Below are 17,114 nucleotides of genomic sequence, written 5' to 3' on the forward strand. Positions count from 1 at the left end.
CACAAAAGTTATTTAATAGCAATCTTAAGCGCTTTACATACTTGCCATTTACTCAAGTAAGACTTAAACATTATTGATTTAATTTTTCGTTTAAACCTTAGCAAATCACAATCAGATAACTTCATTTTTTTCAACTCTTCATATATTTTAAAATATCCACTTTCAAGTGAGTTAATATTTGACATGGCTGATTCATGGCCGGACCTATATTGATAAATAACACTTGTAGTAAAAGAATAAAGCCCTGATTCACCAATTGAAATATAAAACAACAAATCTTCCCCATGAGTAAGATTCTCTAAAAATTGATACTTCTTTGCTCTTCTTCTCTTTATCATCCAAGTTGGTCCAAAAAAACATTTTCCTGAAAGTGATATTAGCTCCCTGAATGGCAATCCCTGAAATTCAGGGCAAAACAAACGTTCAGGGACAGTACTAGCATTGTTGAAAACCTGCACTTTTCCATCTACAAATTCAATGTCAGGATTATGATTGAATATACATAACCTATCAATCAAACTGTTTTGAGGGAGAATATCATCGCTATCAAGAAAACAAAAGAAATCTCCCCTCATGTTTTCCAAACCAACATTCCTAGCGGCACTCACACCTCTATTTTTTTGTTTAAAATAATAAATACGGCTATCAGAATAAGAATGAATAATTTCTTCGGAATTATCGCATGAACCATCATTTATAATTAACAACTCCCATTTCACATATTCCTGATTAATTACTGAATTAATACTATCGACTAAATACTTACCACTATTAAATACTGGCATTATAATAGAAACTAAGGGGTCATTTGTAAGCATCTTTCTATTTGTTGAATCTTTTTTTCGTAAGAATTATTTGAGGCTATCGTCTTTCTCTTATTAACCTTCTCCTTAGAACTGCAACTGCCCAAGTTCTTACTGACCTCATCAAGTAGTTGTATCCATTCTATTGAAGAAGATGCCATATAAATTAATTCAACAATTGGCAGATATTCTTTAGAGAAGGAAGTTATAATTGGCTTCCCAGAAGAAAGGTATTCCCAGAATTTATGAGGAGAGGCATAATTAAAATAGTACTCGTCCTTGTAGGCGATTAGCAACATATCGGCTGCCTCAAAATAAATGCTTAATTCTTTTGCTGGAACTGCGTTGAGGGCAAACACATTCTGATTTAATAAAAGATGATCTGGCACAGACTCCTTATTACTTCCCAAAAAAATAAAATCAACATTTGAATTATTTTCTACTGCCAGAGTTAGTAACTCCCAGTCAATAAACGACATGGCGAGATTTCCAACATACAACGCCTTAATACTATTATTACCAGGAAGAATTATTTTTTTTTTGGAACGCTCAAGAAAATTAACTCCATGAGTAATAAGATGAGTATTCTTATTAAATCGACCAAGTCTTGCAACTATATCTTGAATAACACCTATGCAAAGGTCTGCCGTTTTAGCAGCCAGTTTTGTATTATAATCCTGATTCAAATCCACAATATGTGATATACTCATGACACGTTCAGGCAAGGCGTCAAAATCAAAAAATACGGAATTATCAAACGACCATACAATATCAAAATTAACAGCACATAGCTTCTGTAAATTCAAAAACTCACGCTGTATAATGAATCTACGTAAGAACTTTGGATAAAACCGAAGCCCCTTCGGAAAGCCCTTATAAGAAACAGTAGTTACTCCATCAAAATCAGTAGTTGAAACTTTAGAAATATTAGTTGGGGGGTTGAGAAAAAAAACATTATTTCCTCTTCTAGCCAAATAGATAGCATAGTGATGCTTGGAAACAAAAATATGAGACCAAGATTCCGGAGATATCAATAAAATAGTCTTGTCAACTAATTTGTTATCTGTCATTAAATCTGACTATTTATAAGTTTTAAAAGCTTAGTAGGGTCAACTTTTAAATCAAATTTTTGATTTCTAATATAATTGAATTCCTCACATTTTAAAAAGGTATATTTAACACCTATTGCAGCAGCCAATAAATAATATAAACTGTACCAATATCCTTCATTTAAAAATAAAAGTTCAATCACTTTACTTTTTTCACTCATGAAAATAAGGTTAGTCATTGAAGCACCATGAGGGGATATTATGACATCAGCATTGTAAAAAAGATTAACTTGATCGCTGAAAGACATATCTTCTAAGTAATATTTAAAAAAGCCTTTAGCACTAAGCATTTCATCAATTTCGGCTTCATTAACAACTTTCCTAAATGAATTTTTTGATCTGGAGATATAAACCTTAGTGTGGTATCTTGGGGTCAAATCTACGCCTCGAAAGATACTATTACGCAACCAGTTGATAGCTAAAGGCGAAAACAAATCATCTAAATCTGAAGTAACCCTCCTAAATTGAGGAACAATCAATTCCTTAATTAATGCTTTTTCATAATTCCATTCCATAATATTTTCCTTTGCAACACCTAAAAGCTGTAAAGAATCAATTTGAAATTGTTTTGGATTTTTATTTATAATTACAATGACATTTCCCAAATCATGTTGTACAGCTTGTAAAAGCGGCAAACAATCAACCACCCAGTGAAAATAGTTATAATAAGGTGCCTGCACATATATATTAACTAATGATATTGCTTTAGGTATGATTCTTTCATTCTTTATTAACTTATAGCGGATTAACTTTCGTGGATTAGCCTTACTAAGAAGCTCTTTCTTTGTAAAAACTGTTTCCGTATAAATTCTACCCTCTGAATCTATTGGAATAGCTTGCTCTCCTATTAAAAATGATTTTCTTAAAAGAAAAAAATATTGTTCTGGCAAAACAAAAGTTCCCTTTCCAATAAAATATGAATGCTGACTTCCTATTTCATTAAGTCCGTTTTTACTAAACTCAACAATCTCCTGTGTGGTATATTTCACTTTAGAAGTTTGTATGGAATTTCTATTAGTAGGAAGTACAATATCACGTTCTGCTTTCAACCTCTCATTCCATGCTCTATAAAATATTTTTTTTAACAAGAACCTAGTTATACTATTTCCATAAACTAATTTCCTTAAGAATCTTACCATACTGCTCTCCAATCTTCTTCGTAGAAAAGTTTTCATATTCATTTATTGCGGCATCCTTCAATCCAGCATTTAAACATTTAGTTAATGCTTGAAGCCAACATTCAACTGTGTTAAATTCAACAAGAACATCATCTTTAGTAAGACCCAATTCTACTATCCCTCCAACCTTTGATGCCAATAACTTAGAGCCACAACTTAAAGCCTCTGCACAAACAACTGAAAAAGTTTCGTATTCAGTAGGATGAAGAACCGCCTTACATTTTTTCATCTGAGCTGCAATTTCATTAGAAGAGAGAGGGCCCAACAACTTAATACAATCATCAGCCTCATTCTCGATAATCCAACTTCTCATGCTCTCATAGAGTGGCCCATGTCCGGCTATTCTAAGTTGATATTTTCTATTATTCTTTTCCGTAAAATAATTAAATGCTTTCATGGCAATAAGTGGCATTTTAGGCCATTTCCATTGGCTCACCATGAAAAAATAATTTGATTCTGAAATATCTGTATCTCCGCCGAAAAACTCATCATCAACGATATTTGGGAGTATATACACTTTTAAACTTGTTTTACTAAACTCCTCAATATCCCGAGCCAATGATCTAGAAACGGTTATTAGAGGTATCTTATGAGAAAATACTCTTTCAATTCGTGGAAGCCTATAAGGTACTCCAAAGTTATAATGATAGGCGCTCCAATGCTCTGAAATAACTACCGGTTTTGAAATAAAAGGCTTGATAAATTTCCAGTAGGTCAACAGGGGGTATGCAATATGAACATTTATTATATCAAAATTTCGACTCTTTCTCAATATCACTAATTGAGAAAATAACCACATGAAATATAGTAGCTCGTTAAAGCGCCAAAATTCAAATGGCAAGCCAATGAGAAGCTGACTTATATTTCCCCCCCTCCTAAACGAAAAAAATAATTTCCTTTTAAAAATTTCAAAATGAAGTACCCTACATATAAAATCACCTGATAGACTGTCAACATGTCGTTTAATCCACAGTGCCTCTTTAGGAAAAAGCTTATTAGGATACCAGTTGGTTACATGTAATACTCTCAAAACTTAAAAATCGTTTTCCTTATACAGTATTGCAAAGTCCTCCAATTCACTCCCCTAAATGGGTTTAAGATTACAGCTATGAGCATCAATTTAATAGCTCTAAAATTCATTTTACAATGCATAAAAAACTCTGCACGCTCCCTATGATAAAGCGTAATGTCAGCTAAATAAGGCTTAGAAAATTCATCCTCCATCTGTCTTATTTTTCGTAAATCATATTGCTGCAATGAATCATGCCCAAACTGTGCCCTCTCTTTAGCTAGAAACTGGGTTACCTTTTGAGTTATCAATTTTTTGTACGAATTATCGCCTTTTGAAATAGAACTGGAAACATTCCTATAATAGTAAAGGACTTCCGGCACATTTGTAGTCTTATACCTTTCTATTATCCTAAGAGCCAAATCGTAATCCATATTATTTTTAAAGTATGGCCTAAAAACTTGTCCAATGCTATCCAAAACGTCTCTTCTAATAAACATAGATGCATCTCCATCAGTATTTGCATACCTCATATTCTCCTTAATTAAAGTAAAATCCGTTTCTTTATTTCTAAATACTCCCAAAGGCCTACCAGACTCAGACATCCGCTCCATTGAATGACCACTCATATATATGTCTGGTCTAGAATTTAATAAACTTATCATCTTTGCAAAGCGGTTTGGTGTACTTATATCATCGGCATCATGAATAGTGATGATTTCTCCAATGGACTTTTCAAATAACTTTTGAACAGTGACAGGCTTATGATAATTATGCTCGTTATGAAATGTCTTAATTCTTTTATCTGAATAAGAATCAATAATATATTTAGTGCTGTCAGTAGACCCATCATCTGCAATTAATAACTCAAAATCAGTAAATTTTTGAGCTAAGATCGAATCAATTGACTCTTTTATAAACCTCTCAGCATTATATGCTGACATTAAAACTGACAGTTTGCACATTTAACATTAACTTAAAATATTATTTAATTTTTGGATCTGCTCCATCAAATTCAATCGTTTGGTATTTTCAAAATTAAAATTATACCCACTAGCGACTTTTAATAGGTTTTCACTCATCTCAAGCACATCCCCTTCCTCGCTTAGAAATCCATTAACACCATGTTTAACAATTTCTGGTATCCCTGAGTGATTAGTAGATATAACTGGTTTCCTTAGAGAAAGAGCTTCTATAATCGCTACAGGAAGTCCTTCGGAATCCCCATCACTTGCCACCATTGAATGCTGTATAAAACCCTGGCAACCAGTCATTAATCCTAAAACCTTATCATGTTCAAGGGCTCCTTTAAATTCTATTATAGATGAAAGTCCAAGACCTCGAACAATTAATTTGCATAAAGACAAGTATTCCCCATCCCCTACCATTATTAATTTAAGCTTATTATTGCTCCTATAAGCCTCATGAAAAGCCATAATCGTTAAAAATGGAGCCTTCTTCTCTACAAACCTACCTACAGCCAAGAAATAACTTGATTTTTCACAATTCAAACCATCTTTCTTATAAAGAAAATCCGTTCCACATGGAATTATTTTAATTTTATCAAGTTCAGCACCTAAACTTAATAGTTGTTTTTTCATATGAGCAGATACCACTATCAAATTAGATGCATAATTTAGAACATCTTCGTAAAATTCTCTAGTTGCATACTTAAATTTGTAGGCATCATGTCCGTGAAAATGTATGGTATAAGGAATATTAGCATTCACACAGGCCCTATAACAGACTTTTGCAGTAACGCCATATTCAATTAGGACATGCGTTACTCTTCTTTTAAGAAGATAATTTGCTAAAATCCTCTGTTGTTGAGAGTAGAAGGATTCCTTCAAAAGGATACGTTTAGCATACCTGATAAGACGAATAAAGAAACTGTGATTCCCAATATATACTGAATTCTCATTCGAGAGTACTCCATTGTTAATTGTAATCAAGACTTTTTCTCCATCCAGATACTTAACATGATTAGCAATAAAGGTCTCTGAATATTTCCCTAAACTAGGTGCAACAATTGCCAATACTTTCATAAAAATCTCTTAATGGATAATTTAGCACTCTGAACAGCTGACAGCTTAGGCAAATAATCTGCTGAATTTGGCATTTTTTTTAGGAAAGAGTATTTTTCATAAAAGTTGGAGAGCCTAATATCTGATTTATTAATCGTCTCTCTTCGAATTGCACCCACGCATAATTCAGCAATAAAATAATCGTGAGGATTCCATATGCTCATGCATTCAAAATAACTTATTTCTCCGTTAATTCCATCTGCAAAACATTGAAGCACTTCAATATCAACATCCTCATCTATGGGTTGGAGTCCATCTGGTTTATTTTTCCTCAAATGCTCTTGATGTCTCACTGTTGGGCAGGTTAATATGACTTGTCCATCTGGGTTAAGACAATTACATATATTTTCATAGAATTTCTCACGGTTTCCCTTTGCAATATGCTCAAACACATCTAGCAAAATGACAACATCAAATTTCCCTGAAGGAAAGTCTGATGTCAAATCCATACTATAGTAGTTTAGATTAGAGTTTTCAAAAATGCAACTAGCTATAGAATGCAGATGACTACTGATATCATAAGCCTCTACTTTTGCCTTTGGAAAATGCTTGCTAAATTCATAAGAGCTCCACCCTAGTCCATAGCCCAGATCAAGAATTCTACTTGTACCTTTTGGAATTCTTCGAATAGTTCTAAAAATAGCATTTTCAATTCTCTTATTAGGTTTAAAAAAATCTTGTATTAATTTATCTGAAAAATCATCATAAAACCTCTTAATATCCTTTTCATCTAACATGAACCACAATTTTAATTAATATCAATACTCTTATTCATTGTAATTAAACGACTTTATAAAATCTTCATTTACCCTTTCAATTATTTTTATACTTTCAGGATTCAAATCAACCTTATAACGTGCTTGCCCCGTAATTTTGCTTGACCATCTTTTCCTATATTGAATATCCAATTCATTTTCAATTTCATTAATATCAAATTTCAATTCACAGAAATCGGCTATCCCCTTTAAAACACTCCCTTTATCATTTAAAAAATCCTCGTATCTTATAATTTTAACTTCATCTGGATGCTGGGACTTATACTCTAAACATAATTGTAAATACTTATTCCACCGGTAAGACAAAGTCTCTACTATATTTCTGGGAGAACATCGCAACCAAGCAACATTCAGAAACAAGCCATTAAAATCATATTCAAGCCTTTCCAAAATTGACGCGACATTATCTCTTGGATCCCTTATAACGTATATCACTCTAAACTTAAACAAAGAAATATATCTTAAGTATGGCAAAATAGTTGCAAATCCAGGTACTTTAACAATGTAATATTTATTAATATCAACAAACAATCTCAAAGAAAAAGTAAATTTTTGAAGAAAAATGATAGGATACAAATACCATGTATACTCTGGGTCATCTAAAATGTTTTTTTTTGTTGCTCTAGCTAAAAGATTACTAATAGCACTTGTTCCCGAACGTTCGCAACCAACAACTAACACTTTCATTCGTAAGAAAAATAATGTTCAACTAATACTCCATCATTGAGTTTTGGCAATTCTCCTGAGCCAAAATAATCTCCACTATCAACATAAAAACTAACAACATCAACATAATCAGAAAGTATTGACCTATCAACAGATGCAATTCTTATATCAATTGAATAATTTCCATCGAACAATGGTAATTTGTTCAACGTACAAGATATTGAGTTTATCCCGTTATGTATAATTAAAGAATGAGAAGTAAATTGATTATTGCACAAGAACTTGGTATTTCCATATTTATCCTTGAACAATAACCTTATTAAACCTTCAAATGATTCCCCGACATACTGAATTCCTATCTCAATTTTTAGTTTCACACCACTTGCAATAACATTATTGGGGTGTGATGAATAAAAATTAATATTCTTAATCATCAGGTTAGATTTATCCTTTATTATGGATAAATTTAAAGTATCGTTATCCTTTTTAGATAAATTGGTATATAATCCTACTATAGAGGAAATATTACCTTGGGATTCTAGTTGTCCACCGTTAAGTAAGACTCCAAATCCACATAATTTCTCAACAGCAAGAATATTATGACTCACAAACAAAACCGTCCTTCCTTCATTCTTGCTCACCTCATCCATCTTACCCAGACATTTCTTTTGAAACTCGGCATCGCCTACAGCTAGTACTTCATCGACGATTAAGATCTCTGGTTCTAAATGAGCTGCTACGCTAAATGCCAGACGGACTTTCATGCCTGAGCTATAGTGTTTCACAGGGGTGTCAATGAATTTCTCAACACCACTAAAGGCCACTATCTCATCAAACTTGGCTTTTATCTCAGCTCGTTTCATGCCCAGGATAGTACCATTTAGGTAAATATTTTCCCTACCACTAAGCTCCATATGGAAGCCTGTACCTACTTCAAGTAGTGAAGACACACGGCCATTGATTTCAAACCTACCTGTAGTTGGTTCTGTAATCCTGCTAAGGATTTTCAAAAGGGTGCTTTTACCGGCTCCATTTCTGCCAATAATGCCTACTGCCTCGCCCTTTTTTATTTCAAAATCAATATCCTTCAGCGCCCAAAAATCTTCTTTTGTATTACTGGTCTTACCTAGTAATTTTGACAATTTGGCACCGAAAGCATTTCTGAGATCGCCCTCCTTTTTATGGCCAATCTCATATTTTTTACCTAGTCCTTCGACTTTTATTGCTACATCTCCCATCTTTAGACTACATCTGCCATTATACGCTCTACCTTTTTAAAGTAGAAAAGCGACGATATAAACAAAATAATTATTATTGAAAAAGAAATCAAGCTATATACTGATGGAGGTTGCTGTCCTAGTAAAGTCCACCGAAATCCTTCGATCACTCCGACCATCGGGTTAAGGTAATATAGTACATTAGCCCAATCAGGAAGATTATTCATAACTAGTGATGAAGGGTATCCTACTGGAGTGGCATATAACCCAAATTGAACCAAAAATGGAACAACATGCTTAAAATCACGAAAGCGAATGGTTAGTGCACTCATCCATATACCTACCGCCAGGGCAGATATCATGGCCATAATTAAAAACAAAGGAAAATAAATGATATTAATTGAAGGGGTAAATCCGTAAATCATCATTAATACCACCACCAGAAATAACCCAATAGAAAAATCTACCAGCCCTACTACGGCTTTAGATAAAGGAATTACTAACCTGGGGAAGTAAATTTTCTTAACCATTTCCTGAGCAGAAATGATAGAATCTCCTGCTTGCGCTAATACAAAAGAAAAATAACTCCATGCAGCCATTCCTGATATCGCAAAAAGAGGATATGGAACATCACCAGTATCTACTTTTATAGCTCTACCAAAAACCATAATAAATATTAACAAAGTAGCTAATGGCTGAATGAAAACCCATATCAGACCCAATGCTGTCTGAGCATACCTCACTCTCAAGTCTCGGTAGGCTAGAATTAAAAATAAGTCTTTATATTGAAATAATTCCTTAAGATTTAGGCGTAAACCTTTTTTATTTGCATCAACTACTAACTTATGCATTCTAAGTCTATACTTTTTATCACTCCCTATCCTCCCGGAGAAGCTCCGAGTCAACGCTTTCGATTTGAACAGTATTTAATGTTATTAAAAAACGAAGGCTTTAGCATTGATTTTCAGCCATTTCTAACCGAAAGAGGATGGTTTACTCTTTACAAAGATGGTAAATTCATCCTCAAACTTTATCATTTTACTAAAGGATTTGTAACCCGTTTTTTCACTTTATTTAAAATATACAATTACGATTTTATTTTTATTCACCGGGAAGCATCTCCCGCCGGACCACCTGTTTTTGAGTGGTTTATATCTAAAATATTAAATAAAAAGATAATTTACGATTTTGATGATGCTATTTGGCTAGAAGATCCTGACGAAAGTGGCTCTTTTAAAAGTAAAGTGAAATGGAAAAGTAAGGTGAAGCGTATTTGCCAATGGAGTTGGAAGGTAAGTGCCGGCAATCAATTTCTAGCTGATTTTGCTTCAAATTATTGTAAAAACGTAGTTATTACTCCTACTACTATTGACACGGAACATCAGCACACACCAACTTTAAAAGAATCTTCTCCTTCCCAAAAATTAGTTATTGGCTGGACAGGCACACACAGTACGCTACAGTACCTCACTCCTCTTATTCCTATAATTGAGGTGCTAGAAAAAGAATATGAATTTGACTTTCTAGTGATCTCCAACAAAAAACCTGGTTTTCCATTAAAATCATTAAAATTCATTCCCTGGAATAAAAAAAGTGAAATTGCTGACTTACAAAAAATAGACATAGGCGTAATGCCTTTAAGTGATGACCTGTGGTCACAAGGTAAATGTGGCTTTAAAGCGCTTCAATATATGGCTCTTAAAATTCCTGCTCTGGCTTCTCCTGTAGGAGTAAACACTCAAATAATTGACAATGGAATTAATGGCTATCTGTGTAAGACAGATAATGATTGGCTGAAGTATTTAAGAGAATTACTTAAAGATTCAGAAAAAAGGCAAAGAATGGGGGAACAAGCCAGGGTTAAAATCGAGAGTAACTATTCGGTCTCTGCCGTCTCTTCTAAATTCTTATCTTTATTTAAAGTGGAGTAATAGTAAATAATGATTAAACCCACCAAATAGAACGGCATAAGAGGAATTTTATAACGGGAAAGCGTACCGAAATTATAGGATGAGATACCTACTGCAAAGGCGAATACTACCGAAAATGTAATGCAAAATAATACATCTGGTTGAAATAAGTATTGGAAAAAGTTCCTTACCCCAAATTTCCACATCATCCATAGTGTTAAAAACAAAAAGCCCATGGCTTCTAAAGAGGATAGTAACATCAATGGGTTACGCACTTCCCAAAGATAGGGCCTGAATAAAGATACATTCACTGCCGAAGGAAATAGCTTTATCATACTCCCAAAAGAACCATCAAGCTCTCCTAGCGTATATCCGGAATTCTCTCCTTGTCTGGCTCCCCAGCCATACCGAATATCATAAGCTGTTACTTGAGCTGTGGTGGCAATATTTTCTAATGCATATTTAGAATTTTGTTCACCGACCTTATCAATAGCAAAATAGCCGACTCCAAGTGCAACCAATAGTAAAAATGGAGCTAACATAAACTTCAATGCTATGGATTGGATTTGCTCAATTTTACTAACAAAGTACCATAGAATAAGTGCCGGAAGGAAACAAAGCAATATGTAGACTTTAATTTGCAATATCAAAAATGAGCAGAACGCAAGAATGACAATATTAACAATATTCCAACTACGTCTTAAAAAGAGCTGATCAAAGCTATAGGTAATCCACGCTATTGCGCCTAATGTTACTGTATCCTTCAATATACCAGACCCCCAAAAGAACACAGAAGGCACAAATAATATTGCTAAAGCCAGCCAATTGTTCATTACCGGATATTTAGTACTAAAAGTCATGTACATAGCCCACATACCAGAAAAGCTTAGTGCTGCAAAAATTACAGCAGTAGCAGAATAGGTAGAAAAGGTTATCAAATCGATAAGGGAGACTATTTTTATTAAAAAGTAAGAGTGCTCATCTCTAAAGTACCAGATATGTGAAGCATAGGTATATACTCCCTCATAATTACCATCTGCAGTGAGCATTTTATATCCTGTAGAAAAAGAATCATTAAAGGCCTTCCAAACCCAACGACTACCATGGGTATGGTAAGCAAACGTATCTCCTCCTCCATAATAAAACTGATATACCATTCCTATGGCAATGGCCCCTACTATTTTTACGCTAAGACCTGGAATGAAATACTTCATAGTGCTTTCATTACTCACATATGGCCTAATGATGTACGCCAAAACATACACCACTATCAGCACAATAGGAGTTACTATAAAGTCTTTTAATTCCATTGATATGATCTAAAAATCACGAAGCTTTTCACGAGCTTTTCTATGGACATCATCTTTGCGCTTAGCTTGCTTTTTCACTAGCTTATAATAGCGCTTAGACTCACGGTCATTACCTTCCTGTTTATAGATATCTCCCAAGGCCAACAGTGAATAATGATAATAACCTGTGTCTGTAGCCTCAATCTCTTCAGAAAAGTTTTTTGCTCTTATATAATAATACTTTGCCTTTTCATTATTATGCTCAGATTCATAAATCTGTCCTAGAAAAAAAGCAGCATAACGACCACTGGTTCCTTCATAGCCTATCATGTCATCATCTATTCGCTTAATGATTTGCTCTGCCACTGGCTTAGCAGCACTAAATCTGCCAGAAGAATATAGCAACCGGGCATAATACCTATGAAAATAAGGATTATCAGGGTAAGTAGTATGAAGGTACTCCCCTATTTGTAATGCTTTAGGTCTATTATTTTCATAGCTATTGAGTATTCTCATGAGAAACACCATAGCTTCAATTCTGGTATAAAAGGCATTGTAAGAAACTTCCGTTAACTGTTTAATACCTAACTTCTTATCTCCTTTAGGGAAAAATGCGATTATTGGCTTAAGCAACGGATAATTCTCTGGCACCCAAACAGAAAAGTAATTATATAAGGCCTTACCAAAAAGCAGCTCGGGGCTCAAGTCAGCATCATCTTCAATCTCATTCATGTAATTAAGAGCACTTTTACCTACCACTGCAGATTTAGCCCACTTGCTCCGCTCTTCTGTAGAGTACAGCCTGCCTTCAAAACCATAAGCGGCGGCAAGAAAAAAGGAGGCTTCTACCTTATGTTTAGGTTTATCATACATCTTTTTAGATATAGTAATAACCGTATCCATGTAAGCTAGAAAGGTCTCATCATGACTGGTATTATCCATGTCCGGCATAATTTTCCACCACTCACTAAGGCCTAGTAAAAAGTATGGCAAAGGATGGCCAGGATGCTTTTGTTTTAGCCATCGAAATTGTTGCTCAGCTTTGGCAAACTTGAAATTATAAAGATCGTTCATCGCCTGATTAATTTCTATCTGAAGTTGCATATCAGATAGCAATATCACCTGCTTATCTTCCTCATTATCGCTCTGAGCAAAAGAGAAAGATAGTACTGAACAATGGAATAATAATATTAAAAACCACCTCATAATTAGTTGCATAAAGATATATCTTTATTTTTTCTTTGCCTTATGATATTAATAATCCTTGTCATAAACGGTTAAAAGGTATCCTATGGTTCTAAGCGGCAGAAGAAAAAATATATGTTTCGCTTAATTTGCATCAATGAACAAAAACAACACCACAAATAGCTCCTTCTTTGATATCAACAAATGGGCTGCTTTTGCCCTGATCTGTGCTGCCACTCTTGTACTCTTAGTAGCTAAAAAAGTTTTAGTAGAAAACAATACTGCTGCATTTGAAGTATTGGAATCTAGAGGAGAAATAGGCGTTTTTCAGCTTCTAAACACGCTCCAATACCTTTCCGTTCCTATAATCTATCTAATCAAATTTACCTCTATAGCCTTCGTATTATGGGTAGGGTCATTTATGTTTGGTTACAAAATCACTTTTGGACAAGTATGGCAGGTAGTTGCCATTTCAGAGCTTGTTTTCTTAATACCAGAAGTACTCAAAATACTTTGGTTCACCACCATTAAAACGGATCCTAACTTATTTGAAATCAAATCATTCTACCCTTTTTCCTTAATCACATTATTTGATCCTTATGAGCTACCCAAAAAATGGTTTTACCCATTAAAAGCCTTAAATGTTTTCGAAGTAGTATATTGGTTCATACTTGTAAGTGGCATTCATCATATGGCAGGAAAAAGAAAGAAAATTGCTTTCAGTATTGTATTTTCCTCTTACTGTCTTTTCTTTCTGCTTTGGCTGGGCTTTTACCTGATCGTTTATAAGTGATTAAAGCCATTGATAAAATTGTTCATCTATAAAGTTTCTTATTGGCATACTAATTACGCCTTAATATGGTTAATTGTGCATAGTTCCTTATTTTCGCTTTCTAATTAAATAATTTAACATCCTAATGGAATTTAAAAGAGTCAACAATATTGCTGGTTGGATCGTATTCACCATAGCTACCATTGTCTATCTATTAACCTTAGAGCGCACGGGCAGCTACTGGGATTGCGGTGAATTCATTGCAGTATCTTACAAATTGATGGTTCCACACCCTCCCGGAGCCCCCTTCTTCTTACTTATTGGCAGAATATTCTCCTTCCTTGCCTTTGGTGATGGCACTCAGGTAGCTTACTGGATTAACGTTTCCAGTGCTCTCAGCAGTGGCTTTACCATACTTTTCCTTTTCTGGACTATCTCTATGTTCTCCAGAAAAATGCTTAAAATAAAATTAAACGAGAAACTATCTTCAGAGCAAACCTGGTTGATAATTGGCGCCAGCGCAGTAGGCTCTCTTGCATATACCTTTTCTGACTCTTTCTGGTTTTCAGCAGTTGAAGCTGAAGTATATGCCATGTCATCTTTCTTTACTGCTTTTGTTGTATGGGCTATTTTGAAATGGGATCTTATTGAAGACGAAAGCAGAGCTAACAGATGGTTGATACTTATTGCTTATATGATGGGGCTATCCATTGGCGTTCACTTGCTGAACCTGGTAACTATCCCTGCTTTAGGACTTATCTATTACTTCAAAAAATACAAGCCAACCCAATGGGGATTAATAGCTACTATGGCTATTAGTGGCGGACTTATTATTTTAATTAACAACCTCATTATCCCTGGCTTACCAAGCTTAGCAGGTAATTTTGAAATCTTTTTTGTTAATACACTAGGCCTGCCATTTGGATCTGGAGCCATATTCGTAGGGGCTCTTGTTATTGCTGGTCTTATAATAGGAATAAGATATTCGCTTACCCATCAGAAAGCTTTACTGAACACTGCTCTTTTAGGGCTTACGTTCATTCTAATAGGTTATTCTTCTTACGCCATAGTAGTAATTCGCTCTAACTATGACACGCCTATTGACGAAAACAATCCTGAAGACGTAATGTCTTTCGTAAAATACCTTAAGCGTGAGCAATATGGAAGTCGTCCGCTTTTATATGGTCAGTACTATACCGCTCAGGTTACAGGCACTAAAGAAGGAGCTCCCCAGTATGTAAAAGGAGACCATAAATATGAAATAGCAGATAGAAAGTTTTCTTATGAGTATGATCCTACGCAAATGACTTTCTTTCCGAGAATGTACAGCAATGATCCAAGACATATTCAGAGATACCTCGAGGTAGCTGACTTAGCTGAAGGTGAAGTACCCAGCTTTGTAGATAACGTAGAGTTTATGCTAAAACACCAGTTAGGCTGGATGTACATGCGATACTTCATGTGGAACTTTGCAGGAAGAGAAAGTGACATTCAAGATGCTGACTGGCTAAGACCTTCTGACTGGTTTAAGGATGTACCAGAAGAATTAGCCACCAACAAAGCCAGGAATAACTTCTTCATGATTCCTCTCATATTAGGACTTGTAGGGCTTGTATTCCAACTTATAAAAGACAAAAAGAATTTCGCAGTAGTAACTATGCTGTTTTTCTTAACAGGTATAGCTTTGATTTTATATCTGAATTCACCGCCTATAGAACCTAGAGAAAGAGATTATATATATGCAGGTTCATTCTATGCCTTTGCTATATGGATCGGCTTCTCGGTACTGGCAATAGCAGAATTATTAAAGAAATATACAGGTGGCAAGCTAGCTGCTATGATCGCTACTATTTTATGCCTTACCGGCCCAGCTATTATGGCGCAACAAGGTTGGGATGATCATGATAGAGATGACCGTTATTTCTCTGTAGATTCTGCTAAGAACTTCTTAGCCTCTACAGCACCAAATGCCATTCTTTATACTGGTGGTGATAATGACACTTTCCCATTATGGTATGCTCAAGAAGTTGAGGGCTTTAGAACAGATGTAAGAGTAGTAGTATTAAGTTATTACAATACTGACTGGTACATTGCCCAAACCATGAGGCAGGTATATGAATCCGAACCGTTCCCTTATACTTTAACTTTTGAAAACTATAAGCAAAACGGCCCTAACGACTACTTACCTTATGATGACATGGGGTTAAAAGTTATTGACTTAAAGCAGTTTTTAACTCTCTTAAAAAACAATGACAAGCGTTTAAGAGCTAAATATAGATCTGCTAACGTAGTACCTAGTCGCACTTTCTCTCTCAATGTGGATAAAGATAAAGTGAGAAAGCTAGGAATAGTACCTAAAGGCATGGATAGCTTGCTTGTAGACAAAATGGTATTTAGTCTGAAAAGAGGTAAAAATGCATTAGAGAAAAAGGACTTAGCTATACTAGATGTTATTGCTTCGGCAGACTGGGAGCGCCCTATTTATCTTAACAACACTTCTATTCAGCAATTTAACATTGACATTAGCCAATACGCTATTCAGGAAGGTAACGCTTACCGCATTTTACCGGTGAAAAACCCTAACCCTGATACTGATTTTGTAGATACAGAAACTATGTACGATAACTTGATGAATAATTTCTATTATCGTGAGTTAGATAATCCAGATGTTTATTACAATCAGGACTACAGAAACTTTGTATTAAACCACCGCACCAGCTTTAACACATTGGCGGCGGCACTTATTAATGAAGGCAAAACAGAGAAAGCAAGAAAAGCCTTATTGTTTAGCCTGGAAACAATGCCTGACGAAGCCGTTCCTTATGACTATACGGCCACTCGTACTTTAGCATTATTATTTGAGGTGGGAGAGAAAGAAAAAGCTGTAGAAATAGCTAAAATTATTGGAGACAGAGCCATAGAAATGGTTGATTACCTAATCGCTGAAAATGCAGATCTTGGTATGGAACTCCAAAGAAATTTACTGGTACTACATGAGTTACAAAGAACACTTAACCGAACTGGAGAAGGTGAACTGGCTCAGAAATATGAAGAGGCTTACAACAAAGCTCTTGGCAACCTTCAGATAGATAGACGAAGGATGTAAAAGTCACAAG

At 34.9% G+C, this 17,114-nt stretch carries 15 protein-coding genes; 3 read left to right on the forward strand and 12 right to left on the reverse strand.

Annotation, left to right across the window (positions count from 1 at the left end; all coding sequences use genetic code 11):
- Positions 1-8 precede the first annotated feature (8 nt).
- Genes LVD15_RS05015 through LVD15_RS05060 form a run of 10 tightly spaced genes read right to left on the reverse strand, consistent with a single transcriptional unit; the run spans position 9 to position 9,693 of the window.
- A complete protein-coding gene (locus tag LVD15_RS05015) occupies positions 9-818 on the reverse strand; it encodes a glycosyltransferase family 2 protein (RefSeq protein ID WP_233779209.1) in 810 nt (269 codons plus the stop codon).
- Complete coding sequence (locus LVD15_RS05020) at positions 797-1,873, reverse strand: glycosyltransferase family protein (protein ID WP_233779210.1); 1,077 nt, start codon at positions 1,871-1,873, stop codon at positions 797-799. Before LVD15_RS05020 ends, LVD15_RS05015 begins: the two co-directional genes overlap by 22 nt.
- Positions 1,873-3,000 (reverse strand): glycosyltransferase family 61 protein, encoded by a 1,128-nt coding sequence (locus LVD15_RS05025; protein WP_233779211.1) that lies wholly within the window; start codon positions 2,998-3,000, stop codon positions 1,873-1,875. The genes LVD15_RS05020 and LVD15_RS05025 overlap by 1 nt, the downstream gene beginning before the upstream one ends.
- 13 nt (positions 3,001-3,013) lie before the next feature.
- Positions 3,014-4,120, reverse strand: coding sequence for a glycosyltransferase (locus tag LVD15_RS05030; RefSeq protein WP_233779212.1), 1,107 nt, complete (start codon positions 4,118-4,120; stop codon positions 3,014-3,016).
- Positions 4,117-5,043: a glycosyltransferase family 2 protein gene (locus LVD15_RS05035; RefSeq protein ID WP_233779213.1), complete on the reverse strand. Its 927-nt coding sequence runs from the start codon at positions 5,041-5,043 to the stop codon at positions 4,117-4,119. The genes LVD15_RS05030 and LVD15_RS05035 overlap by 4 nt, the downstream gene beginning before the upstream one ends.
- Before the next feature lie 27 nt (positions 5,044-5,070).
- Positions 5,071-6,144 carry a glycosyltransferase gene (locus LVD15_RS05040; RefSeq protein ID WP_233779214.1) on the reverse strand — a complete coding sequence of 358 codons (1,074 nt, stop codon included), beginning with the start codon at positions 6,142-6,144 and terminating at the stop codon, positions 5,071-5,073.
- The gene (locus LVD15_RS05045; RefSeq protein WP_233779215.1) at positions 6,141-6,920 is read right to left on the reverse strand and encodes a class I SAM-dependent methyltransferase; all 780 of its coding nucleotides are present in this window, start codon (positions 6,918-6,920) and stop codon (positions 6,141-6,143) included. The genes LVD15_RS05040 and LVD15_RS05045 overlap by 4 nt, the downstream gene beginning before the upstream one ends.
- 30 nt (positions 6,921-6,950) lie before the next feature.
- Positions 6,951-7,646, reverse strand: coding sequence for a sulfotransferase family protein (locus tag LVD15_RS05050; protein ID WP_233779216.1), 696 nt, complete (start codon positions 7,644-7,646; stop codon positions 6,951-6,953).
- Positions 7,643-8,863 (reverse strand): ABC transporter ATP-binding protein, encoded by a 1,221-nt coding sequence (locus LVD15_RS05055; protein WP_233779217.1) that lies wholly within the window; start codon positions 8,861-8,863, stop codon positions 7,643-7,645. The genes LVD15_RS05050 and LVD15_RS05055 overlap by 4 nt, the downstream gene beginning before the upstream one ends.
- A gap of 2 nt (positions 8,864-8,865) precedes the next feature.
- Positions 8,866-9,693 carry an ABC transporter permease gene (locus LVD15_RS05060; RefSeq protein ID WP_233779218.1) on the reverse strand — a complete coding sequence of 276 codons (828 nt, stop codon included), beginning with the start codon at positions 9,691-9,693 and terminating at the stop codon, positions 8,866-8,868.
- 78 nt (positions 9,694-9,771) lie between these two features.
- Here LVD15_RS05060 and LVD15_RS05065 point away from each other — a divergent pair, with 78 nt between their 5' ends.
- Positions 9,772-10,773 (forward strand): glycosyltransferase, encoded by a 1,002-nt coding sequence (locus tag LVD15_RS05065; protein ID WP_233779219.1) that lies wholly within the window; start codon positions 9,772-9,774, stop codon positions 10,771-10,773.
- Here LVD15_RS05065 and LVD15_RS05070 read toward each other — a convergent pair.
- Both LVD15_RS05070 and LVD15_RS05075 read right to left on the reverse strand, forming a co-directional pair.
- Entirely contained in the window at positions 10,719-12,062 is a 1,344-nt protein-coding gene (locus tag LVD15_RS05070) for a hypothetical protein (protein WP_233779220.1), read from the reverse strand. The two genes, LVD15_RS05065 and LVD15_RS05070, sit on opposite strands and share 55 nt — an antisense overlap.
- Before the next feature lie 9 nt (positions 12,063-12,071).
- On the reverse strand, positions 12,072-13,247 hold the full coding sequence (locus LVD15_RS05075; RefSeq protein ID WP_233779221.1) for a tetratricopeptide repeat protein: 1,176 nt from the start codon (positions 13,245-13,247) through the stop codon (positions 12,072-12,074).
- A gap of 136 nt (positions 13,248-13,383) precedes the next feature.
- Between LVD15_RS05075 and LVD15_RS05080 the strand changes: the two genes are divergently transcribed.
- Both LVD15_RS05080 and LVD15_RS05085 read left to right on the forward strand, forming a co-directional pair.
- Positions 13,384-14,019 carry a hypothetical protein gene (locus tag LVD15_RS05080; protein WP_233779222.1) on the forward strand — a complete coding sequence of 212 codons (636 nt, stop codon included), beginning with the start codon at positions 13,384-13,386 and terminating at the stop codon, positions 14,017-14,019.
- Between the two features lie 124 nt (positions 14,020-14,143).
- A complete protein-coding gene (locus LVD15_RS05085) occupies positions 14,144-17,104 on the forward strand; it encodes a glycosyltransferase family 117 protein (protein ID WP_233779223.1) in 2,961 nt (986 codons plus the stop codon).
- The last annotated feature ends 10 nt before the right edge of the window (positions 17,105-17,114 follow it).

Source organism: Fulvivirga maritima (assembly GCF_021389955.1).
Classification (GTDB): Bacteria; Bacteroidota; Bacteroidia; order Cytophagales; family Cyclobacteriaceae; genus Fulvivirga; species Fulvivirga maritima.

Coding starts and splice junctions, on each gene's coding strand:
- LVD15_RS05060 (WP_233779218.1), bottom strand. CDS start 9,693: ATGCATAAGTTAGTAGTTGATGCAAATAAAAAAGGTTTACGCCTAAAT.
- LVD15_RS05085 (WP_233779223.1), top strand. CDS start 14,144: ATGGAATTTAAAAGAGTCAACAATATTGCTGGTTGGATCGTATTCACC.
- LVD15_RS05050 (WP_233779216.1), bottom strand. CDS start 7,646: ATGAAAGTGTTAGTTGTTGGTTGCGAACGTTCGGGAACAAGTGCTATT.
- LVD15_RS05020 (WP_233779210.1), bottom strand. CDS start 1,873: ATGACAGATAACAAATTAGTTGACAAGACTATTTTATTGATATCTCCG.
- LVD15_RS05035 (WP_233779213.1), bottom strand. CDS start 5,043: ATGTCAGCATATAATGCTGAGAGGTTTATAAAAGAGTCAATTGATTCG.
- LVD15_RS05070 (WP_233779220.1), bottom strand. CDS start 12,062: ATGGAATTAAAAGACTTTATAGTAACTCCTATTGTGCTGATAGTGGTG.
- LVD15_RS05055 (WP_233779217.1), bottom strand. CDS start 8,863: ATGGGAGATGTAGCAATAAAAGTCGAAGGACTAGGTAAAAAATATGAG.
- LVD15_RS05065 (WP_233779219.1), top strand. CDS start 9,772: ATGTTATTAAAAAACGAAGGCTTTAGCATTGATTTTCAGCCATTTCTA.
- LVD15_RS05080 (WP_233779222.1), top strand. CDS start 13,384: ATGAACAAAAACAACACCACAAATAGCTCCTTCTTTGATATCAACAAA.
- LVD15_RS05045 (WP_233779215.1), bottom strand. CDS start 6,920: ATGTTAGATGAAAAGGATATTAAGAGGTTTTATGATGATTTTTCAGAT.
- LVD15_RS05015 (WP_233779209.1), bottom strand. CDS start 818: ATGCTTACAAATGACCCCTTAGTTTCTATTATAATGCCAGTATTTAAT.
- LVD15_RS05040 (WP_233779214.1), bottom strand. CDS start 6,144: ATGAAAGTATTGGCAATTGTTGCACCTAGTTTAGGGAAATATTCAGAG.
- LVD15_RS05075 (WP_233779221.1), bottom strand. CDS start 13,247: ATGAGGTGGTTTTTAATATTATTATTCCATTGTTCAGTACTATCTTTC.